Source organism: Microcoleus sp. B3-D2 (assembly GCF_036705345.1).
GTDB lineage: Bacteria > Cyanobacteriota > Cyanobacteriia > Cyanobacteriales > Microcoleaceae > Microcoleus.
Genome location: NZ_JAUBUG010000033.1, coordinates 6,861 through 29,574, shown reverse-complemented (window position 1 = coordinate 29,574; position 22,714 = coordinate 6,861). Strand labels below are relative to the sequence as shown.

The window sequence follows — 22,714 nt, the reverse complement described above, 5'->3', positions numbered from 1 at the left end:
TTTTGAGTTTTGAGAGGGCTACGCTTCCCTCGCAACGCTGTGCGGTTTTGAGTTGTGAGTTGTAACTTCAAAACTCTTGAGTGTTGGGTGATTAATTGCTTGTGACACACTCAAAACTCAACACTCGCAATTGCCCACTGCTTCGGGGTGACTCTCTATCCAGCGATCAATGTCTGCGAGTACCTGATCGGGAATTTCCCAAGGGAACAAGTGGGCTGTATTGGGATAGCACTGCCACTGACAATCGTGGAGGTGGCGGGCGGTTTCTAAACTGGATGCTGAGGTGATGTGCCGATCTGACTCTCCGGCCAACACCAAGCTGGGACATTGAATGTCGGCCAGGTGCAGCAGTTGATCGTATCCAGCCCTCAGAGCGGTATTTAACGCCTTGGTGGCCGTGTTGGAAGTCTTGAGGTAGGCGGGGGTACCTGCCTGTGCTAAGTAGCGGTAAGGGGTGGCGTTATGCTGCTGTATCAAATAGCGAAAGAGCGATCGCCTAGCAAAAGTATCAATATTCCACTGCCAACCGGGTATCACCCAATTGATAATTCCGGCTAAACCGGTGTAAAGGTTATCTTGCCAAGAGATGGGAGGGTGACTTCCTCGCGGTTTGGCTGCGGATGCAAGTAGAATCAAACCAGTGACTCGCTGGGGATATTTCATGGCTAATTCCAGGGCTAAAATCCCTCCCAAAGACCATCCGATCACCAAACACCGATCGACTCCTAATCTGTCTAATAGTGCTTCTAAATCGACCAGATGATCCGTCATTTCAAAGAAAGTTGAGGTGCGGCTGTTGCCGTAGCCGCGCAAGTCGGGGGCGATCGTTTGGAAGCGTTTTGATAGGTGTTCTGTGAAGACCGACATACAATCGCCGGAACCTGGATGGCCGTGCAAGCAGAGAATAGGAAATCCTTTGCCTTTGACGGAAACGCTGAGTTGTTGATGCGGCATTTTTTAACTGTTTGGGCGGTGCGTTGTCCCCCGCTATAAATTGTATATTCCAGCGATTAAAAGTTGGGGTTTCGGACAATGTAATCGGCAATTTTAGAAATAGACTGGCGCATTTGTAGCTCGCCGCTGCGGCTGTCAATCACAGTAATCACATAGGCCTCGTCGTCAACGCTCATCGCTAAAGTTGTGCCGAGTACCCGGGAATTTTGGCCGGTTTTTTCGCCCAACCACTGAGCTTTAGTTCCTTCCAAGGCGGCAAATCCCAGAGCGTGATCGTACTGGCGATTGAGAGTTTCTATTAACAGTTTAGCACCGGGTGTTTCGCCGTTGTAAATTTGCACCATCATTTCGGTGAGTTCGTTAGCAGTCAGGCGGTTGCGACCAGAACCGGGGTTGGAAGGCATAATTCTTTCCCCCATCAATTTGAAGTTGACGCGGGTGACTTCGTAGCCGCTATTATCTAAATATTGATTGATGTAATCCGCTCCCAAATAATCGATTAGTTGATTGGTGGCGATATTGCTGCTGCGATAGATCATTTCTTCTAACAGTAGCTGTAGCGGGTAATTGCGATTGGATCTAATCTTTGCCGATGCGTCTTCGGTGAAATTACCGCGACTGACTAATACTTCCTGATTCAGACTAATTTTTTCTTTTTCGACTTTTTGCATCAGGGCGACAGCAATCGGCAATTTAATTAAGCTGGCTGGACTGGCTGGAGGTACATCGCCCCGCAGGTTTACGCATTCTCTAGAAAGGTTGCAAACACCGATCGAAGCTTGAGCCGACAAACCGCTTTCCCGAGCAAGCGCACCCAAAAAATCTGATTTTGCTTGCTGCACTTGAAAGGTTGCTGCTGTTAAATTTTCCCGGTATTCTTGAGTTTTTGAGGCAGTGAGCGAAGCTAAAAATGAATTTTGAGGAACTTCCTGCAAGTTGTTGAGCGCCTGATGCCAGAAAAATTGAGTTTGCTGCGAAGATTCGATCGACTTATTTTGCTGCCGTTGAGTTTCTACGGCTCGGTTGGCTAAACGGACTGCTTGCTGTAAGTCGTCCTTAGCCCTCTGTTCTACTATTATTTGAGTTTCCACCGCTTGCAACTGCTGTAGCAGTTGTTCTTGAGGATTGGCGGCAACGGGAACTAAGCGCGATAGCAGGGTTGGTTCTGGGGAGGGAGAGGGGGGTTGTTCTAATTCGGTGACGAGCCGATCGCGAATTTTGTAGAGTTCGTCTAGGGAACGCGGGTTAGATGATTGAGAGAATGAACTTGCGATGGTTAACATCTGAACCAGTCCAATGCCGGCTACTACTGCCGCCATCTTGTTGGCGATCGACAAAAAACACCTGATATCTCGCATACTTAACATCCTCAACACCACCACATTCAATATAAGCAGCTATTGTTACATCAGTCAAACGGTTTGAGATTTTAGATGGGAGATTTTAGATTGAAGAACAAATCTCAAATCTCAAATCTCAAATCTCAAATCTCAAATGGTTTTAATCGTGCCAATGTGGCAAAATAATCAAGATAAAGGGAGCGATCGCACCAAAGCAATCCACCCCCTTTAAATATTGGGAACTATCTACTTTTTGCGCCGCCGTCGCCAGTCAGCACCCAACCGCTTGAGGTAATCCCAACCGCGTTGGGGCCAGACATGATCGCTACCGATTTTTTCGGCAATCCAGCGAGCTACTTTGGGGCCTGTCCAGTCTCCGCCGTCGGGGGCAGGGCCTTGCAGCGCTTGTCGCAGTTCTTCTTGCTGTTCAGGATTCAGCAAGGATTTCGCAGGAGGGGGCTGGCGGTCTCCGCTGCGATTTCTCACAGAGTTAGGCCCTTCTCGGTTGTAGCGCTGGACAATTTCTTTGGCGTAGTCGTAGTTGAGGCCTACGACTTGCGCTGCTTGTTTGATAGTCCAATTTCTGGAAACTAACAGCAGCAAGTGCCAGCGGCGCGACTCTGTGGTGTTTTGTGCCTGCCGGTAGCGAATTTTGAGTTCCTCTGCCGTCAGGTGGGATTCTAAGTGAGCTTTAGGTGGCATTCCTCCAACGGGGCATCGGGAACTTCTTACCATATATCTTTGGTTTTGGGGATAATTCCGGATGAAATTATTTTCCTGGGGATCGTGGCGGCAAATAAGTAGCTTTTTTTACCCCAGATGCACGCAGCTAGACACTGTTGAGGAAGGACTGCTGTTTTTTTGCAGGTGCGCGCAACAAAAGACCTCGGCGTGGCGGTGAGCGTTTCGAGCTTTTTTGTGAACCCCAGATTTCTGACAGCCTTTTTGACCTCTGGCACAAGGGGCGTGTATGGGAAAAGGTCGATCGCTATTTTCTTCGATCGCGCAGCCGCCATTAATTCACTTGGATGAGTGATAACTTTCAGTAATTTTTGACTAAAAAAGTGTTCTTCATAATCGGGTTATAATTATTAGGGAAGGTGCAGCCATAATCTAATATTTTATTTTTCATGCTTTTCTCGTTTCAGTTTATTCTTTTCTAAACAATCAGGAGGCGACTAATATCGTAAAAAATCAGCTTCCGATGCTTCAATGTATGTTTTTGAAACTAACTTATATGTAACAAAGTTGGTAACTTATTTTCAGATAATATTAAAGTAGTATCTGAAAATTTTTCCCGGAATAAAGCAGTAAGAATCTGGGATTAGTTTATTTTTTAGGTCTTTTTAGGTCATTTATTTATACCCTAAATCCTGGGTGGCGTCGAAGAGAAGCTGGATTCTAATATTTGATAATTGAGATGACAGAATTGGGAATGACTGATTTCCTAATGATTGTGATCTTGCATACACATTCTTGGACGCAGAACCTAATTATGTAGGGCCGCACTGCACACCTTACCCCTTACTCATATAAATTTCGCGTCAAACCACTTTTTGCATAAGTCCTGATACAGTTGCATTCATAATTTTTTAAAAGATTAGGTAAAAAACTTGCTCGCTATTTTGTGTCCGGTGGGTTTTTGGAAATTTAATCTATTGTAGATAAAATGACCGATCGCGCGATCGAACTTTCGCCACAAAAATAGCGGACTTTGCCTTCGGGCTGTAAGTGCGTGCAATTGCCAGCTATATTAACTGTATTGTCTCAAAGTAGAAATGATAAAGGTACGAGCATGGCATCCATCCGCGAGTTGCACCGACAACTGGTCAATAAAGAACGCTCTGCTGTGGAAATTACTCAAGAAACATTAGACCGAATTACCCAGCTAGAGCCGAAGTTGAAAAGCTTTCTGTGCGTGACGGCAGACAGCGCATTGGCGCAGGCCCATAAAGTGGATGCCCAAATCGCAGCCGGAGAGCAAATTGGCCTGTTGGCCGGCATCCCGATCGCCGTTAAAGATAATATGTGTACCGAGGGCGTTCCCACAACCTGCGCCTCTCGAATTTTGGAGAATTTTGTTCCTCCCTACGATGCAACCGTCGTCTCCAAACTCCAAGCAGCCGGTGCGGTGATTGTGGGTAAGGCGAATATGGACGAGTTTGCAATGGGGAGCTCGACAGAAACTTCTGCCTATCAAGTTACCGCGAATCCTTGGGACTTGGAGCGCGTACCCGGAGGGTCTTCTGGGGGTTCTGCCGCAGCAGTGGCCGCTGGAGAATGCGTCGTGAGTTTGGGTTCGGATACTGGGGGCTCGATCCGCCAACCTGCTGCTTTTTGCGGGTTGGTGGGGCTGAAACCGACTTATGGGTTGGTTTCTCGCTACGGTTTGGTAGCCTATGCTTCTTCTCTAGATCAAATCGGGCCCTTTGGCCGGACTGTTGAGGATACGGCGATTTTGTTGGGGGCGATCGCCGGTTACGATCCGAGAGATTCCACGAGTCTTAATGTCCCAATTCCTGACTACGCTCAAGCTTTAAGACCCAGTTTGCGACCGAAGGGTCAGATTAGAATTGGTGTAATTAAAGAAACTTTTGGTGTAGGGCTGGACTCGGGGGTTAAAGAAGCGGTTACTAAGGCGATCGAGCAATTTCAACAATTGGGCGCAGAAATTCAAGTCATTTCTTGTCCCCGCTTCCGCTACGGTTTGCCCACTTACTACATCATTGCTCCCTCGGAAGCTTCGGCAAATTTGGCGCGATATGATGGAGTCAAATACGGTTTCCGGTCTCCAGATCCCGATAATCTTTTGGATATGTATGCCAAAACCCGCTCTCAAGGGTTCGGTGCGGAAGTTAAACGCCGGATTGCGATCGGCACTTACGTATTGTCGGCTGGATATTACGATGCCTATTATCTAAAAGCTCAAAAAGTTCGGACTTTGATTAAAGAAGACTTTGAAAAAGCTTTTTCTCAAGTTGATGTTTTAGTCTGTCCCACTGCTCCTACTACCGCATTTAAGGCAGGCGAAAAATTCAACGACCCCCTGAGTATGTATTTGTCAGATTTGATGACTATTCCCGTGAATCTTGCTGGTTTGCCAGCTTTGAATTTGCCCTGCGGATTTGATGATAAAGGACTGCCCGTGGGTATACAACTGATTGGTAATGTTTTGCAAGAATCTCGGTTGTTTCAAGTGGCTCACGCTTACGAACAGTCTACAAATTGGCACTTACACCACCCCGAATTCATTAATTTTTGAAAATCGGCGGAATAGGGCGGCGGAAGTTAGTAATCGATCTTGGCTAATTGTCTGAATTAATCATTGGCCATTAGCTTTTGAGCGATCTCTAATTTCCCGCGTGCTCTATCTATGAACAAGTTGCTAGTATTCCTTTTGTCTAAAGCGCTAATAGCTTTTGGGATAGTTTTGGCCGTTGCTTATTCTGCTGCTTGTGTATTCCTATTTGTAGCACAAGGTAAGTTTATCTTTTTTCCCGCGCGGGCGATCGAAACTACGCCAGATGATTTTCAGTTGAAATATCAAGATGTCTCGCTGCCAATTCCAACTAAAACAGGCGCGGTGGACAGCGTGCACGGGTGGTGGATTCCTGCCTCGGAAAATCCTCCCAGCCCCCCCCTAGCAAGGGGTGGAGCCAGAAAGGGGGAGGCTGTTCCCTCTGTTAACACCGGAGACTCGGATACCCCCCCCAGCCCCCCCTTGCCAAGGGGGGGAGCTAGAGGAGTCGGAACGTCCCCGCAAAGTGAGAGACCGGCAGTCGCTCCGGTTCCCCCCCTTAACAAGGGGGGGTTAGGGGGGGTAGTTTTGTACCTGCACGGCAATGCTTCAAATGTGGGAGCAAATGTCGAACACGCTTATCGATTTCATCGATTAGGTTTTTCGGTATTTGTGATGGATTATCGTGGTTATGGAAAAAGCCAGGGCGATTTTCCGAGTGAATCTCAGGTTTATGAGGATGCTCAACTTGCTTGGGATTATTTGGTGAAACAGCGGGGGATTAACCCGAATCAAATTTATCTCTACGGTCATTCTTTGGGAGGGGCGATCGCGATCGATCTAGCCGTGCGCCACCCGGAGGCGGCGGGGTTAATTGTAGAAGGCTCTTTTACTTCGACGCGGGCGATGGTTAATTTCCAAAAAGGCTTGTTTTGGATGTTTCCGATCGATTTGTTGCTGACACAGCGGTTTGATTCTCTTTCAAAAGTCGATCGCCTGCAAATGCCCGTGCTGTTTATTCACGGGACTGCTGACAATGTAGTTCCAGTGGAAATGAGCAAAAAACTGTTTGATGCAGCACCTGAGCCCAAACAGCTTTACATTGTTCCTGAGGGAGGCCACACTAATGTGGCACAGATCGGGGGCGCAGAATATCTGCAAATACTGAGCCAATTTTTAGGTTCTTCAAAGTAGATAAAAGCTATTGGCGGTAACAGGTTAAGTTTGATATCTGTACCGCCTGCTCGCACTTCTAACACTACATATCTGAAGCGGAGCATTTATGGCGATGATACCGTTTAGTAAAACCTTAATACATTCAGCCACCAGTCATTCAAGGCATAGCAATAATTGCAGTAATTGTTCGTGCTTATCGCTGGTTCTTTCTTAACTTCGCAGCCTCGCCGAGATGTTTTTTGGTCGGGCATCCGGGCGCCGCAGAGATTGGCATCTGTGAGATTAGCTTTGTTCAATCTCGCATCCCTCAAGTCGGCAGATCTAAGGTCGGCACCGCTGAGATTTGCACCGCTTAAATCGGCTTCTTGGAGGTCTGCACCCCTGAGATTTGCACCGCTTAAATCGGCATTTCTCAGGTCGGTTCGACTTAGTTTAGCGGCGCTCAAATTACTGCATTTTAAATTAGCCAACTGGAGGGATGCGTCTCGAAGAAAACTCTCGCTGAGGTTGGCATTTTCTAAGTTTGCTCCCCTGATGTCGGCCCTGCTCAGGTCGGCGTTGCTGAGGTCGGCGTCAGCCAAAAAGGCGTTTCTCATGTTGGCGTTGTTTAAATTAGCTTCCATTAAGTCAGCGGCAGTCAAGTCGGCATCAACTAAGTCGGCCCTGCTGAGAGTGGCGCGGCTCAAGGAAGCGCCAAACAAATCTGCACGGCTCAAGGAAGCGCCAAATAAGTCGCATCCGGGACATCCTCTGGTTTCTAGCAGCCGCTTGACTAGAGAGAGATTTTGAGCTTGCAAGGGAAGTGCGGCGCAAAATGGGAGTAGCATTATCGCTGCAGTCAGAATTTTCAGTTTGATTTTGGTCATAGTCTGGGTAAGTCCTGTAACTGCCTTTCATCACCGATTTGTCTGCTGGACTTACGTGCGGGGGACCAAAAACCCGGCTTCCTCGTTAATTCCTCGCTGTCAAACCCAATATTCTAAGCAGAAACTGGGTTGTTTGCGTAAGTCCTAGTCTAGTGGATGGACGTGACTCGACGGTGTAAGGTTCGATCGCGCTCACGGATATTACTTACGCGTTGGGGATGAAAGCCCGCACATCTAGGCTCCGTGGCAGCGAACGGCGAACAGCCGGAGCCCCTCAATACCAGGGATTCTGGAGCTGGCGACGGCTGCGACAAGTGGCCGACTCGGACAACGGATAAGTATTTGTCATCGATGCAGTTGGATTTTGCTGCCGAGGGCGATCGTTCTCCGTACAGGCGATAGGTAAATAAGCCAATTGGCTTAGACTCTTAAGACATATTGCTGATGCGCTGCCTTCTCTAAAAAAGATAGCATTTTTGTATGATCCCCGAAATAATACCGAGCAAGCAAGTATAAAAAAGATACCTGGTTTCTCGGCGGGTGGGAAAATTGGGTACAGCTAATACTTTCATACGAGGAAAATAGATGTCCAACAGCATAGATCAACTTGCAGAAGGCGGCAGGGGGATCAAACTCATGTGGCAGATTGCAGACGAGCTAAGTTACACCCGGACTCTCGACAATCGAAATTGTTTGTCGCTGACCAAAACTTACGAAGTAGAAAATCGCAATCGCTCCCAAAATATAAAAAAAGCTAGCATTTTAGATGGGTTAATGAATTTATTAAACACCTGGGATTGGCAGACTGACACACAGCAGGAAGAAGAGCTGCATGAAACTTGTGTTCAACATATTAGCCTGCAAGTCAACACAGATGTCAATGCTTTAACCCAAGTTTTGTTGTGGTTTGAACAGTTGAAAGATCTATCGCTCCCCAATGAAGTGTGGTGGAACTTTCAGTTGGCTTTAGCCGAAGGTTTCACTAATGCAGTTCGCCACGCTCACAAAAATCTGCCAGTAGAAACTCCTGTTCAACTGGAAATTAGGGTGTTTAAGGGACGGTTGGAACTCAAAGTTTGGGATTGCGGCCCGTGTTTTGATTTTGATGCTAAGCTGAAGGAAATTCTGGCAGAAGATAGAAATAACGGCTTGGATTTAGAGGTTGTGAACGATACTTGCTTGATGCCTACCAGACAGAAAACTGTGGAACAGTCTCTATTTCTAATTGCTGGATAGCTTTGGAGCGAGGGACAATTAACAGACTGGCACGGTGAAAAATGTGTTATGCTAAAAACGGTGTTAGGGGAAAAGTTACGGGTTTTGTCTCCGCGTGGGTGAGGGGTTTTGAATACTGGCGACCTGCTGCGGCTTGATTTAAGAGCTATGGTCTTGGGTGAGTCTATAGCGGTTCGATAGAAACGGGTGCATCTGTCTAATTAAATATTAAAAACTAAATATCAAAAGTTAAAAATTATTCACACTAATTTTTGAGCTTTTAATTTATCATAGTATCTGGTCGCTCGCCAATTACTAATGATTTCCAAAGAAACTTTATTTGTTCTGTCTCTATTCCCCTACTTGGGATTTCTCTGGTTTTTGACTCGCTCGGGAAAAACACCCCGTTTAGCTTTGATGGGATTTTACGGCACTCTCGTTTTTGTGGCTGTGACTATTCCCGCCGCAATTTACGCAAAAGTTGCCTACAACGAGTCGCTAGCAAATGTCGATTGGCTGCACGGTTCTGCAGAACTATTCTTAACAATTGCCAATATTTTATTAGTTTTAGGCTTTAGAGAAGCGGTGATTAAAGCCAAAGCATCGTCACAGAAGGGCGGCGAGGAGCCAGAGTGTCTTTTAGATGGGGGAGAATAGCCGAGCTCATCTCAGTTTTGTATTTACTCTCCGCATAAATGCTCCAGAATAGCCGTAGTTAACAGTTAACTGTTGACATACCAGTTTGTGAGCCGCCAACCGGCAAAATTTTAGGAAAGGATTAGAATATATGGAAACTCACATCAAGCACTTCTAGTGTCCTCACCTTGGTTTCTTGCCACGGGCTCAACCTGAGAGCCGAGATTTTGGGTTAAGAAAGCAAGTTTCTCAGGTATTATCGAGAATGGTGCTCTGGGCGTGAGTGGAAACAGACTACCATGTTGCTAAGTTTAGCTGTGGTGGGAATCTCCAGGCCGGAAAAAAGATGAGCTATTGCCTCAATCCCCATTGCCAAAAGCCGCAGAATGCTGACTCAACCAATTTTTGTCTGGCGTGCGGCTCTAAATTGCTACTGAAAGAGCGTTACCGCGCCATTCAACCTATCGGTGAAGGAACATTTGGCAGAACTTTTTTAGCTGTCGATGAAGATAGGTTGAAAACTCCCTGCGCCATCAAACAATTTTTCCCCCAAGTTCAAGAAAAAGCTGAATTAGAAAAGGCAACTGCACTGTTCAAACAAGAAGCTCATCGGTTGCACGAACTCGGAGAGCACCCGCAGATTCCAAGTTTGCTGGCTTCTTTTGAACAAGCCAAACGTCTGTATCTTGTGGAAGAGTTAATCGAGGGAAATAATTTGTTTCAGGAGTTGCAGCAGCAGGGAGCTTTTAGCGAGGAACAGATTTGGGAATTGTTAATCAATTTGTTGCCTGTTTTGCAATTTGTTCACGAGCAGCAGGTGATTCATCGAGATATTAAGCCGGAAAATATTGTGCGGAGAACTCCCCAAACCTTGTGGGCTGCGGCGGGATACAGCACCTCAACTCCTGGTAAAGGAAAAGGAGGGGCAAATTTACCTCAATCTTCTGCTGGTATGAAAGGGCTAATTGTCGCTGAATCTCCTGCTGTACAGGGGAAGGCCAGGGGGGGTCAGTTTGTGCTAGTAGATTTTGGAGTTGCTAAGCACATTACCGGCCTTTCTGAGGCGCAAACTGGGACGATAACTGGAACTGCAGGCTATGCGCCGATCGAACAAATTCGCAGTGGCAAGGCTTATCCGGCGAGCGACCTTTACAGTTTGGGCGTTACCTGCATTCACCTGCTAACTGGGGCGGTATTGAAGGATTTGTTCGATGCTTTGGAATGCAAATGGATTTGGCGATCGCACTTGGCGCAAAAAGGCATAAAAGTCAGCCAAAAATTAGCAACTATTTTGAATAAATTGCTCAAAGATTCGGTACGAGAGCGATATCAATCCGCTGCTGAAGTGTTGCAAGACTTGGTAAATTTTGGGCAATATCCCCGCTCTCAAATCAGTTATAATTCGCCCACCAAAATCGCTATTAATTCGCCAGTAACTAACTCGCAGCCAAATACAGCAACCGCCGTCTCTGCCGCGCCGCCCCAGAAGATTCATGTTGTGCCATCCGCTGGCAATCCGAGATTATTGTCGTCTAATAACTGGCGGTGCGATCGCATTCTCCAAGGCCATTCAGCCCCGGTTAATGCTGTGGTTATTAATCCTCAAGGTAATATTCTCGCGAGCGCCAGCGACGATAAAACAATTAAGCTGTGGAACCTGCAAACAGGTGAATTCATCCATACTTTTTTCGGCCATTCCGCAACGGTTGATGCTGTGGCAATCAGCCCAGACGGGAGAATGCTGGTTAGCGGCAGTTTTGACAGAAAAGTCATTGAGTGGAAGCTGGATAAAAAGGCGATGATTCGCGAATTTTATAGCGATTTTGGTTCGCCGTACAGTCACCGCTACGGCTCCGTGTACTCGGTGGCTTTTAGTTGCGACTCTGGGGCGATTGCGAGTGCCAGCGGCGACCAGAGTATTAAATTGTGGAACCAGCGCAATGGAGAATTGGTTCAAAAAATTTCGGGACATTCTGACAAGGTTTTATCTGTTAGTTTTCGCCCTCAAAGTATGATGCTTGCCAGCGGCAGTGCTGACACAACTATCAAGATGTGGCTGGTAGGTGTTGGGGAGAGTGTACGGACTTTTGTCGGGCATTCAGATTGGGTTTATGCGATCGCATTTAGTCAAGACGGCAAAATGATTGTCAGTGGAAGTGCAGACGCTACTGTTAAATTGTGGAATGCCGATACAGGGGAATTGATTAATACTTTGAGGGGGCATTCTGATGCGGTGATTTCGGTGGCGATTAGTCCAGATCGCGAAACTATGGCTAGCGGCAGTCGAGACGGTACGGTTAAACTCTGGAACCTGGAAACAGGAGAATGTTTGTGCTCTCTTGCTGGGTACAATCCGGTGGCTTTTAGTCCTGACGGTCAAACTTTAGTCACCGGTGGGGATGGCGGCGAAGTGTTAATTTGGCGCGCGTCTGTTTAGTTGGGCGAGATAAGTGACATACTTGTGAAGGCGATCGGTGTCAGTGTCAAGTAAACGACTGGCCCAAGAATGTACATTAAGTTGCGATCGCATTTCTCGAAACACCGCAGCATCCCCGGGATTGTCTAGAGGAAAAACCCAAGCATCAAATCCAGCCGACTTAAGACGGCTAACAGTTCCCTCGCCATCTTGCACCCACAATTGAGGGTTAATGCGAACGGGTTGACAAGAATATTCACCGACAACAATTCCCCCCACAGAAACGCTAGCACCTTCTCCACGATTGGAAAGTTCTTGCAAAATAGCTTTGAGGGAATTGAGTTTTTTTCCGTCTTGTATTTGCTGGGGTGTCAGCTTGACAATCACCATTTCTAGAACTTCGACAGGTTTTGTCGATCGTACAATGTTGACCGGTTGCGCCGCCCAAGAATTTTGTGTTTCCGGTTGCGCCGCCCAAGAGTTTTGTGTTTCCGGTTCCGTCGCCCAAGAGTTTTGTGTTTCCGGTTGAACCCTCTCGATTTCCTCTGCAACCTGTACTGTTTCAACCGGCTTTGCAGTGTCTACAATTATCTGAATTTCCTCCCCATCTTTCTCAATTTTTCCACTAATCTGTAAGATAGCATTCTCTACAATGTAAGGCTTCACTTGTTCGTAAGCCTTGGGGAACACAACAGCTTTTATTTGATGTGTCAAATCTTCTAATTGCAAAATTGCCATGGCATCGCCTTTTTTTGTGACTACCATTTTGATAGCGTTGAGCATGACAATAACTGATACTTTACCCTTTTTCTCTGCTAGCTGTTCGAGAGTCACCACATCGGGATCTGGGTTTACTTGCATGAGAAACTTCAGGGGATGTTCTGATACATAAAAGCCAAGCAATTCTTTTTCTAAACGCAATTTTTCCTGTTTGTCATAATCTTGTACCAATTTAGATTTGGGCGCAGACTCATAGGTATTGACAGACTTCCCGAAGCTATTCGTACCTAACAAGTCAAAGAGATTACCTTGCCCGCTTTCTCTATCTCTTTTGCGCTCTTGCGCCCATTTCATCACTCCTTCGAGGTCGTTTACTAATTGCTTGCGGTTGTTTTCAATTTTATCAAAAGCACCGCATTGAATTAATGCTTCTAAAGCGCGGCGGTTGACAGAATGGAGATTTACGCGATCGCACAAATCAGCCAGCGATTTAAACTTACCCCCTTCCTGCCTCGCTGCCAAAATATTTTCAATCGCCGCTTCTCCCACATTTTTAACAGCAGAAATTCCAAACAATATTTTATCTTTTGCCGAGCCAGTCATCAGTTTGGGAAGCGGTGTAAAAGTAAGTTCCGAGCTATTAACATCGGGCGGCTCCACCTCAATACCCAGCTTGAGACAATTGGCAATATATTTCTGTACTTTATCCTGATCGCCCCTGTTAGCAGTCAGCAGTGCAGCCATGTATTCTAGAGGATAATTCGCCTTTAAATAGGCAGTTTGATAAGTGATATAGGCATAGGCCATTGAATGGGATTTATTAAAACAGTATTCAGCGAATTGCAGCATTTGCGCGAACAGTTTCTCAGCAATTCTTTGACTGACTCCATTCTTAGTTGCGCCGTCGATAAACGTTTCTTTTTGCTTCTGCATTTCATCAGCTTTCTTCTTGCCCATTGCACGCCGCAGCAAGTCAGCTTGCCCCAAAGAATAGCCCGCCAAATCTTGAGCCATCCGCATAATTTGCTCCTGAAAGCAAAGCGTTCCGTAAGTCTCTTTTAAAATCGGTTCTAATAGCGGATGATCGTACTCAACTGTTTTACCGTGCTTGCAGTCAATAAACTGAGGAATCAAACCTGCATCCAGCGGCCCAGGTCGGTAAAGTGCCAAAATAGAAGAAATATCATCCAGACAGGAAGGTTTGAGTTTTTTCACTACATCCAGCATTCCAGAGGATTCTAACTGAAAAATACCTTCTAAATCTCCTCTTTCTAAAAGTCTATAAGTTTTATCTACATCATTTGGTAACTTTTTGATTCTGGCAAAAGTCTCTTGAGCTCTGCGCTCTATATCAGAAGGTAGCATTTCTGGATCTACAATTAGATTTTGGGTGTGCTTAATATAATCAACTGTTTTCTGGAGCGTTGTTAAATTTTTCAAGCCCAAAAAGTCCATTTTCAGCAGACCCAAAAATTCCAAATCTTCCATGAAATATTGGGTAATTACAGCACCCTCATTATTTTTTTGCAGCGGTACAAGTTCATCCAACGGCTCTGAAGAAATTACCACACCTGCCGCGTGAACGCCATAGGTTTTGTTGGTTCCTTCAATGCGAATTGCCATGTCAATCCACTGACGAACTGGGACTTCTGTCCCTGTTTCTTCATTGATGCAAATTGTATTTTCATAGTTGTCTTTAAATTCCTGTGCAGGTGTGTCATCGGAAATCATCACTTTAAGTTTTTCCGGTTTTCCCCGGGACACGGGAATTAATTTGGCCATTTCGTCTGCTTTTTTGTAGGGAATACCTAACACTCTGCCAACATCTTTCAAGACAGCTTTTGATGTCATTCTGTTGAAAGTAATAATTTGCGCTACGCGGTCGCTACCATATTTTTCAGTAACGTATTTAATCATGTCATCTCGCCTTTCTATGCAGAAATCGCTATCAATATCTGGCATGGATTTGCGTTCGGGATTGAGAAATCGCTCGAATAGTAGTCCGTGGTGTACGGGGTCTATATTGGTAATTTTGAGGACATAGGCAACTAAAGAACCTGCGGCAGAACCGCGTCCTGGCCCTACTGGAATATGATTGTCTCTAGCATATTTTATGTAGTCCCAAACTACTAAAAAGTATTCCGAAAACCCCATCTGCTGAAGCATTTTCAGTTCGTATTCGAGCCTTTGTTTGTAGACGGGGGGGATTTCATTTCTGGTGCGGGCTTTGAGGCGTTCTAACAGTCCCAGCCAGGATATTTCTTCTACATAAGTATCGGCTGTATGTTCTGGGGGAATTGGAATTGTGGGAATTCGAGCTTCTCCTGTGAGCTCGTATCTCGATACTTTATTTGCGACTTCTAGGGTATTTTCGATCGCCTCTTTGATTGTTTCATCATCCAAATGGTCTCGAAACAGTTGCGCCATCTCGTCTGCGGACTTCAAATACTCTGTGCCGCTGTAGCGCATCCGCTTGTCTTCTTCAATCAGTTTGTTGGTGTTAATGCACAGCAAAGCATCGTGTGCTTCTACGTCGTTGCAGGAAATATAGTGAGAATCATTGGTTGCAATTATTTTAATTTTGAGTTCGCGGGCAATTTTAACGAGTTCAACATTAACAATCCGATCTTCCGGGGAACCGTGGTCTTGAATTTCTAAATAGTAATCTTCTCCAAATACTTCTTTATACCATCTGGCTACTTCGCGGGCAGTATCTAGCTTGTTTTGCAGAATCATTTGGGGAACTTCCCCGCCCAAACAAGCACTGGTGACAATTAAACCTTCGGAGTATTGTTTTAGCAGTTCCTTGTTGATGCAAGGTCTGGCAAAAATACCTCTTTCAGGCATTCCCTTTAAGTGGGAAATTGTGGTTAGTTTGACGAGGTTTTTATAACCTTGGGTATTTTTAGCTAAAACAACTTGATGGTATTTTCTTCTACCTCGAACTTTTACTTCAATGTCGCCGTTGACGACATACATTTCATTGCCAATAATCGGCTTGATATTTTTATTTCGGCAAACTTTGATTAGTTCGATCGCGCCGTACATCACCCCGTGGTCTGTAAGGGCGATCGCGGGCATCCCCAATTCCACCGCCCGTTCTGCGAGCTGCTGTAGCTGAGAAGCCCCATCTAGTAAGCTATAATCGCTGTGAATGTGCAAACCAACGAAAGACATAGGGATTTAAAATATAAGATTTGAGAATTTAGATTTTACACCATTGGCGTGTCAAAGCGTAAAATAAAAAACAAAGCTTTATATCACTCTTGAGCTGGTTTGTGCAGGGGCTTCTAAAAGTGCAAAAGATGAGGTTGTCGCGCTATTGATGATTGAATGGGTAAATTCTTCTCGATCGCGATCGAACTTTTACAAATTTGCTTGTTTCAAATAACCTTCCAAATCTTTAATCCGTTCTTGCGTCACTCTAGCCCTGCAATAACCGTAGGTAGAAGCAGCCAAAGAACCGCCTTCAAACTGCCCTTTTGCATAATCACAATTTTGATCTCGAAATGCGATCCAAGTACCCTGTGCCGCAGTCAATCTCTGCTTTTGTCTACTGCTGATTTTTGCTTGCAGTTGCTGATATACTTGATTGAGCTTTCTGTCTGCGGTCTGAAACTCTTGACTGGAACAGACATTCATCTCTAGCGTGGTTTGAGGACTTTTGCAGTTAGGCTGTTGGGCGACTTGTACGGGAATGTTGCTGGCTTTGCTGGGAAGCAAAAATCCGCCTGTCAACAAAAGCAAACTCGCCGCAAATTTTACCCAAATAGTGCTATTTTTCACTAAGTTTCTCCCTTTTTTAATCTTTAATTTTCTCGGCTGGCTGAAACGATCGCCAAATCCACCAAGCCGCCGCCCACAGAGTAAAATTGCCGATGAGAGTCATCCCCGCTTGCAGGGTAACAATCCATTCTAGGGCGGGAGAGTTGTCAAAATAGTGCCATGTACAGGCACACATCGCGCTCACGAGAGCGGGCAGCATTGCGGCGGAAAGGGCCCACCAAGCTCGGTTTTGAGTGACTTCGCCGTAAGTCCAAATTAACCAGATGGCGGCAATCCACTCGATGACGCTAGAGATGTGAATAATCCAGGTGGGAATTGACAAAGCGTGCATTTTTTGTATTGTGAACGAAGATGAAAAATTTATCGATAACGAAGATGAAAGATTTATCTATCGGGACTTACGCAACTGTCATATAAAGTATGATGCGTCATACAATTTTAGATTAGCGATTTGAGATTTTATTAGATTTGCGATTTGAGCTGACTGATGACGTAAAGCCTTGAAGCTTGCTGAGAGTAGCATTTTTTTGGTAGTAGGATCAAATCTCAAATATCAAAAAAATCTAAAATCTAAAATCTAAAATAGTTAGATTCCCCATCACAAACAAAGAAAAGAGTAGAAATGCGAGCAATTTTGTGCGGCTATTACGGTAAAGGCAACGGCGGCGACGAGGCGCTGTTGGCATCGCTACTGCAAATGTTACCAGATGGCGTGACGCCGATCGTCCTGTCTGGCAATCCTGTCGAGACAAATCAGCGGTACGGGGTAGCTGCGCGCGATCGCATGAATGCGTTCCAAGTTCTCGAAGCACTCCGCACATCCGACGCCCTAATCTGGGGCGGCGGTAGTTTAATCCAAGACGCTACTAGCATTGCGAGCCCTTTCTATTATGGGGGTTTGATGGGATTAGCGCAGCGGATGGGCTTAAAAACCGTTGCCTGGGCCCAGGGAATTGGGCCTTTGAAGCGCGAAATGACTCGCAAGTTATCTCAGCGCTGTTTTGCTGGATGCACCGCCGTCAGCGTGCGCGATAAAGGTTCAGCTACTTTACTTGCAGATTGGCAAATTCCCTTTACTTTAGCGCCAGATCCCGTGTGGGCTTTGGAGAATTCCCCCGTGTCCGGTTTGTGGGATTTACCAGCGCCCAGAGTGGCTGTTTGTTTGCGTTCTCATCCTACACTAACTCCCGCTCGTTTGTCAATCTTAACTCAAGCTTTAGTTGACTTTCAAAAAGCAACTCGCACCTTAATTTTGCTGCTGCCTTTTCAAGCGTCTCACGACTTAGAAATTGCCCAACATTTGCACGAAGCCCTGCCCAAAACGAGCCGCATCCTCAGTTTAGACGATCCGAGAAAATTGAAAGGAGTATTCCGGGGAGTCGAAATGGCGATCGGGATGCGCTACCACAGTTTAATTATGGCAGCATCCGAAGAATGCCGCTGTTTTGCCCTCAGCTACGATCCGAAAGTAAGCCAGTTAATGGAAGAGCTAGAAATGCCAGGATACTTATTATCAGAATTGCCAGACGATCCTTATTTAATTAGCAAAACCTGGATGGAACACTATGCTAACGGCGACGCCTTATCTCCAGACAGGATAAAATTTATAGTAGAGCGATCGCTCTTTCATCGCGAAGTATTGCGAGCCGCGCTCCAGTAATCTCATTGAGAGGTGAAATACAATGACAGTCAGTAAAGCCGACTTAAAAATTACCTGGGAAAAATTACCAGATGATTTCATTTTAGAGGAGCAACCTCTGCAAAATATCGACCAGCCCTTACTCGCTGCCGCCTTGCGAGAAATCTTAGAAATCGCGGGGCTAATTTTGGAGGGAACATTAGTTGCCCCTAATATGGGGATTTGTGCCACCTTAGATAATAAGCTAGTTATCAAAGCTCCCGATTTGTTTTATGTTCGCAACGTACAGCCGCTTTCTAGTCAAGAAATCCGCCGCAGTTACACTCCCAACTTAGAAGGAGAAATTCCGGGTTTCGTCATGGAGTTCTTGTCAGCTCCTGCCTACGATGAATATTCTAACAAGCCAACTTATCCACCGGGGAAATGGTTTTTTTATAGACAAGTATTGGGAGTACCAATCTATGCACTTTTTGAGCCAGCCGCTGGAGTGTTAGAAGTATACCAGTTGGATTCATCAGCAGATTATCAAATACAGCAACCAGATTTAAACGGTCGTTATTGGATTGAAGGAATTGGGTTATTTCTGGGTGTTTGGCAGGGAACCAAGGCCGAAAGAACCGGATATTGGTTGCGCTGGTGGGATGAAAGCGGAGAGATGTTATTGTGGGGAGCAGAAATGGTAGAAAGGGAACGGCAGCAAAGGGATATCGCTCAACAGCAAGCCGAACAAGAACGAGAACGATCGGAAAGATTAGCTGCACAATTAAGAGCAGCAGGCATTGAACCAGAAGCCTAATGCAATAATGAGCCATTTAAAATTGTCCCTCTGCAATTAAAGATTGCTCATTAATTAAAAAGTATTGAACAACATCGCAAAAATCAATATTTATCTGCCTTAGCCCACGTTAATCTGCCTTCATCAGCGGTTAAAAATTACATTCAGGAGACAGCAAAATTGGCAAGAGTAAGAGTGCGGGAACACGTCAATCCCCTATCAATTAGATATCAAGCATCTGCAAGTCCTCCGGATTGGACTAAAATCTATGCCGACTTAAATTTACCGCTGCATTTAGATATCGGCTGCGGCAGAGGACGGTTTTTGTGGCACATGGCGCAAATCCAAACAGACTGGAACTTTCTAGGATTAGAAATTCGGGAACCTCTAGTAGAGGAGGCGAATCTTTGGCGGGACGAAAAAGGCTTGACAAATTTGCACTATTTGTTTTGCAATGCGAATAGTTCTCTCAAACCAATTTTAGAAACTTTACCCGCCGGTATTTTGCAGCGGGTTAGCATTCAGTTTCCCGATCCCTGGTTCAAGAAAAAGCACCACAAACGGCGGGTGGTGCAGCAGGAATTAGTCAACGAATTGGCAACTTATCTGGCAATTGGCGGCGAAGTTTTTATCCAGTCAGATATTGAGGAAGTAGAAAGGGAAATGTGCGATCGCTTTTCATCTCACCCTAGTTTTAAACGTCAAAACGGCGACAACTGGCTAGCAGAAAATCCCCTACCTGTGGCTACAGAAAGAGAAATTGCTACTCTGAAACGGGGCGAACCAGTTTATCGAGCACTCTATCAAAAATAATTCTCGCTTTTGCAAACTCACCTTTGTAATAAACGTTATAACTTACATCTTGCACCTTTGTTAGGAACAGGCAAGATGCCTGTTCCACAAAACTTAATTTTCTTGTGGAACGGCCATCTTGCCCTTTAAGAGAAGAATTATTTCTAACTTAAACCCAAGACGGCAGCCACATCCGAATTTTCCATTCCAGTTGCGACAAAGGCAGTCCCAAATACATAGGTATCCAGAAAATAAAAGCACCCAAAATCAGAAAAATAATTGTTACCCCCATCCCTCGGAGTCGAGTTTGAGGGCTGTGCAGCCACCTGTCAACCCACCACGCAAGTGCTAAAGCTGCAAACACAGAACAGCCCATATAATGGTACAAAAATATGCAGCGAGTCACCTTCACCCAAGGCAGCAAATTAGCGGCCCAATTAACTATTAAATATAACCCCAGCCACATTTCAGCAGTCGGCGGAAACAAAATCGGCCGCTGCTGTTCTATCGTGTCAACAGAAGCCTCGCTGCGCGTTTGCAACCACACCAAAATCCGGTGAACTAAAACTCCTATTACTAGCAGTAAAGCTAAAGTTGACAGCCACCAAAGCAAGGGGTTTCCCATTGCGTGAACGTCAAAAATTGCCTGAGTTGCACCTTCAGGTAAAGGTGGCAAAACCGGATCTGGTTGGGCATTGCTGCTAGCAGTTTTGTAGAAGTAAACTATGGGGCGCAGCATCAAAAGCCAACTGTACCACGTGGAACAGTAAGGATGTACATCTGGGCCGCTTTTAATCCGCTGGTGATAAGTCAAAATCTCCGTTTGCATCTGCCAGAAATTGGGAGTTGGATTAAAGTACAGGTGAGGAATCCAAGAGATGCTGTAAACTAGAATAGGAATAATAGCTAGACTCAAGCAGAGTTCTATAAAATTGAGTTTAGTCAGTTTTTGTACTGGACTTTCGGCTGGAATTAGAGGTGAATCTACCTCGCGGCTTTGTTCTTCATTTCCTCTGTTACCCTGGATAAAACGAACTGCCCAAGCACAGATTAAAATTAGATAAGTACCGAAAAGAAACCACAATCCGTTCCATTTGATAGCCGCAGATGCGCCGAAACCTATTCCGGCGAGTACCAGCCAACGCCAGCGCTTTTTGCCTTCTGCTTCTACGGCTTTTAAAATAAATAACTGACCTAAAATTCCAAATAAAACCAGATAAATGTTGTTCAGCGCGTAGCGAGACTCAACTAAAAACAGACCGTCGCAGGCGGCAAAAAAAGCAGCAAGAAAAGCGTAACTGTGGCGCCGAACTAGCTGATAAGCTAGCGCTCCCACAACTAGGGGAATAAAGGAACCTGTGAGAGCATTCAGCCAGCGGTAATCCCAAGGGGAAAGCAGGGAACCTGCCATACTGTTGACGGCAGTTTTTCCGAAGGGAAGATGAGTGCCGATCCAAATGCCGATCGCAATTATGTACTGGCTCAGAGGCGGGTGAGCGTTGAAAAAGGGAGTTTTGGTGAGATAATTGTTGGCAAATTTAGCGTAGTAAACCTCGTCAAATACTAAGGTGTTAAATCGCTCCAGTTCCCAAAAGCGTAGGGTTAAGGATAGGAGGAACACAGCGAACATTCCTAAGCAAAAAACTAAAGTAGATCTGTTGAATTGTTTTTTGTTGATTTTCATAAAACAGCAGTAAATAGTAAATGCTAGATTTGAGGGCGATCGCTAATTTAAAAATACTGAGTTGAGAATAGCGTAAAAATTACAATTATGACTTTTAACCTTCGCGGAGGCAAATCCGATGCGGGCGCTCGCGCTTGGAGAATGCGGCACTAGGTGCAGCGGCGCGATCGCACAATAGGCCCCCGACGCAATCGGCACGCAGTCTGGGAAAGCGCACCTGACAAGCTGCGATCGACTATGATACCGGTTAACAAGGTCTTCTTTGAGCAGGTATTTATGAATATCACGCTTTGGGTTTGGGGGCGTTACGGACTCGCTGTAAGTGTTCTGATTTTGCTAGGAGTCCCGGCGGTAGCTGCACCCAGTGTTATAAAAGTTAGTCAAGGGGTATCGCAGCAGGGAGGGGGAAATCCTGCGGCTGCTGCTGAAAGAGCCTTTAAAGAAGGGATGCAACTGTACCAGCAGGGGACGGCGGAATCTTTAAGAAAAGCGATCGCCAAATTGGAAGAAGCATTAAAGCTGATTCGGGCAGTAGGCAATCGTCGTGGGGAAGCTGCCATCCTCAACAACATCGGCAAAGTCTATTCAGAATTGGGAGAAAAACAGAAAGCGCTAGAGTATTACAGCCACTCCCTGACCCTGACACGGGCAGTAGGCGATCGCCGTGGGGAAGCTACCATCCTCACCAACATCGGCAAAGTCTATTCAGAATTGGGAGAAAAACAGAAAGCGCTAGAGTATTACAGCCAATCCCTGCCCCTGTTTCGGGCAGTAGGCGATCGGCTGCAAGAAGCTACCACCCTCAACAACATCGGCTTAGTCTACTCACAATTGGGAGAGAAACAGAAAGCGCTAGAGTATTACACCCACTCCCTGACCCTGAAACGGGCAGTGGGCGATCGCGGTGGAGAAGCCACCACCCTCACCAACATCGGCAAAGTCTACGATGATTTGGGAGAAAAACAAAAAGGGCTAGACTATTACAGCAAGTCCTTGACCCTGAGTCGGGCAGTAGGCGATCGGCAGCAAGAAGCCACCACCCTCAACAATATCGGCGCTGTCTACGATCATTTGGGAGAAAAACAGAAAGCCCTAGATTCTTACAACCAGTCCCTGACCCTGAGACGGGCAGTGGGCGATCGCCGTGGGGAAGCTACCACCCTCAACAACATCGGCTTAGTCTACTCAGCATTGGGAGAAAAACAGAAAGCCCTAGAGTATTACAGCCAGTCCCTGCCGCTGTTTGGGGGAGTAGGCGATCGCCGTGGGGAAGCTACCACCCTCAACAACATCGGCTTAGTCTACTCAGATTTGGGAGAGAAACAGAAAGCGCTAGAGTATTACACCCAGTCCCTTCCCCTGATTCGGGCAGTGGGCGATGTTGGTGGGGAAGCTACCATCCTCAACAACATCGGCTTAGTCTACTCAGATTTGGGAGAGAAACAGAAAGCGCTAGAGTATTACACCCAGTCCCTTC

General features: G+C 45.9%; 18 protein-coding genes. 10 read left to right on the top strand and 8 right to left on the bottom strand.

Annotated elements, in window-relative coordinates:
• Window positions 1–117: 117 nt before the first annotated feature.
• The 3 genes from QUB14_RS14305 to QUB14_RS14295 all read right to left on the bottom strand — a co-directional run bounded on the left by QUB14_RS14305 (window position 118) and on the right by QUB14_RS14295 (window position 2,996).
• Window positions 118–954 carry an alpha/beta hydrolase gene (locus QUB14_RS14305; RefSeq protein ID WP_333217632.1) on the bottom strand — a complete coding sequence of 279 codons (837 nt, stop codon included), beginning with the start codon at window positions 952–954 and terminating at the stop codon, window positions 118–120.
• Window positions 955–1,010: 56 nt separating this feature from the next.
• A complete protein-coding gene (locus tag QUB14_RS14300) occupies window positions 1,011–2,312 on the bottom strand; it encodes a serine hydrolase (RefSeq protein WP_333217633.1) in 1,302 nt (433 codons plus the stop codon).
• A gap of 228 nt (window positions 2,313–2,540) precedes the next feature.
• Window positions 2,541–2,996 (bottom strand): helix-turn-helix domain-containing protein, encoded by a 456-nt coding sequence (locus QUB14_RS14295; RefSeq protein WP_039886916.1) that lies wholly within the window; start codon window positions 2,994–2,996, stop codon window positions 2,541–2,543.
• A gap of 1,093 nt (window positions 2,997–4,089) precedes the next feature.
• On the opposite strand from QUB14_RS14295, the gene gatA reads away from it, so the two are divergent.
• A complete protein-coding gene (gatA, locus tag QUB14_RS14290) occupies window positions 4,090–5,556 on the top strand; it encodes an Asp-tRNA(Asn)/Glu-tRNA(Gln) amidotransferase subunit GatA (RefSeq protein ID WP_190656598.1) in 1,467 nt (488 codons plus the stop codon).
• Between the two features lie 111 nt (window positions 5,557–5,667).
• Window positions 5,668–6,726, top strand: coding sequence for an alpha/beta fold hydrolase (locus QUB14_RS14285; protein WP_333217634.1), 1,059 nt, complete (start codon window positions 5,668–5,670; stop codon window positions 6,724–6,726).
• A 104-nt stretch (window positions 6,727–6,830) separates the two neighbouring features.
• On the opposite strand, the gene QUB14_RS14280 is transcribed toward QUB14_RS14285, so the two are convergent.
• Window positions 6,831–7,535, bottom strand: a complete 705-nt coding sequence (locus QUB14_RS14280) for a pentapeptide repeat-containing protein (protein ID WP_333217635.1) — start codon at window positions 7,533–7,535, stop codon at window positions 6,831–6,833.
• A gap of 282 nt (window positions 7,536–7,817) precedes the next feature.
• Here QUB14_RS14280 and QUB14_RS14275 point away from each other — a divergent pair, with 282 nt between their 5' ends.
• The 4 genes from QUB14_RS14275 to QUB14_RS14260 all read left to right on the top strand — a co-directional run bounded on the left by QUB14_RS14275 (window position 7,818) and on the right by QUB14_RS14260 (window position 11,862).
• Window positions 7,818–7,976 carry a hypothetical protein gene (locus tag QUB14_RS14275; RefSeq protein ID WP_333217636.1) on the top strand — a complete coding sequence of 53 codons (159 nt, stop codon included), beginning with the start codon at window positions 7,818–7,820 and terminating at the stop codon, window positions 7,974–7,976.
• 183 nt (window positions 7,977–8,159) lie between these two features.
• Complete coding sequence (locus tag QUB14_RS14270) at window positions 8,160–8,810, top strand: ATP-binding protein (protein WP_333217637.1); 651 nt, start codon at window positions 8,160–8,162, stop codon at window positions 8,808–8,810.
• Window positions 8,811–9,107: 297 nt separating this feature from the next.
• Entirely contained in the window at window positions 9,108–9,446 is a 339-nt protein-coding gene (locus QUB14_RS14265) for a DUF3593 domain-containing protein (protein WP_190656609.1), read from the top strand.
• Between the two features lie 325 nt (window positions 9,447–9,771).
• On the top strand, window positions 9,772–11,862 hold the full coding sequence (locus QUB14_RS14260) for a protein kinase domain-containing protein (protein ID WP_333217638.1): 2,091 nt from the start codon (window positions 9,772–9,774) through the stop codon (window positions 11,860–11,862).
• On the opposite strand, the gene QUB14_RS14255 is transcribed toward QUB14_RS14260, so the two are convergent.
• The 3 genes from QUB14_RS14255 to QUB14_RS14245 all read right to left on the bottom strand — a co-directional run bounded on the left by QUB14_RS14255 (window position 11,839) and on the right by QUB14_RS14245 (window position 16,678).
• Window positions 11,839–15,738, bottom strand: coding sequence for a DNA polymerase III subunit alpha (locus QUB14_RS14255; RefSeq protein WP_333217639.1), 3,900 nt, complete (start codon window positions 15,736–15,738; stop codon window positions 11,839–11,841). The genes QUB14_RS14260 and QUB14_RS14255 overlap by 24 nt on opposite strands.
• Window positions 15,739–15,927: 189 nt before the next feature.
• Window positions 15,928–16,347 (bottom strand): lysozyme inhibitor LprI family protein, encoded by a 420-nt coding sequence (locus QUB14_RS14250; RefSeq protein ID WP_190656615.1) that lies wholly within the window; start codon window positions 16,345–16,347, stop codon window positions 15,928–15,930.
• Between the two features lie 16 nt (window positions 16,348–16,363).
• Entirely contained in the window at window positions 16,364–16,678 is a 315-nt protein-coding gene (locus QUB14_RS14245) for a DUF2499 domain-containing protein (protein ID WP_190656617.1), read from the bottom strand.
• A gap of 291 nt (window positions 16,679–16,969) precedes the next feature.
• On the opposite strand from QUB14_RS14245, the gene csaB reads away from it, so the two are divergent.
• The 3 genes from csaB (at window position 16,970) to trmB (ending at window position 19,574) form a co-directional block, all read left to right on the top strand.
• Window positions 16,970–18,007 (top strand): polysaccharide pyruvyl transferase CsaB, encoded by a 1,038-nt coding sequence (gene csaB / locus QUB14_RS14240; protein ID WP_333217640.1) that lies wholly within the window; start codon window positions 16,970–16,972, stop codon window positions 18,005–18,007.
• A 22-nt stretch (window positions 18,008–18,029) separates the two neighbouring features.
• Window positions 18,030–18,782, top strand: coding sequence for a Uma2 family endonuclease (locus QUB14_RS14235; RefSeq protein WP_333217641.1), 753 nt, complete (start codon window positions 18,030–18,032; stop codon window positions 18,780–18,782).
• A gap of 159 nt (window positions 18,783–18,941) precedes the next feature.
• Complete coding sequence (gene trmB, locus QUB14_RS14230) at window positions 18,942–19,574, top strand: tRNA (guanosine(46)-N7)-methyltransferase TrmB (RefSeq protein ID WP_333058842.1); 633 nt, start codon at window positions 18,942–18,944, stop codon at window positions 19,572–19,574.
• A gap of 148 nt (window positions 19,575–19,722) precedes the next feature.
• Here the strand turns inward: trmB and QUB14_RS14225 are convergent, their stop codons facing one another.
• Entirely contained in the window at window positions 19,723–21,237 is a 1,515-nt protein-coding gene (locus tag QUB14_RS14225) for a phospholipid carrier-dependent glycosyltransferase (protein ID WP_333217642.1), read from the bottom strand.
• A gap of 276 nt (window positions 21,238–21,513) precedes the next feature.
• Here QUB14_RS14225 and QUB14_RS14220 point away from each other — a divergent pair.
• The coding region (locus QUB14_RS14220; protein ID WP_333297221.1) for a tetratricopeptide repeat protein at window positions 21,514–22,714 on the top strand (1,201 nt) is incomplete at its 3' end.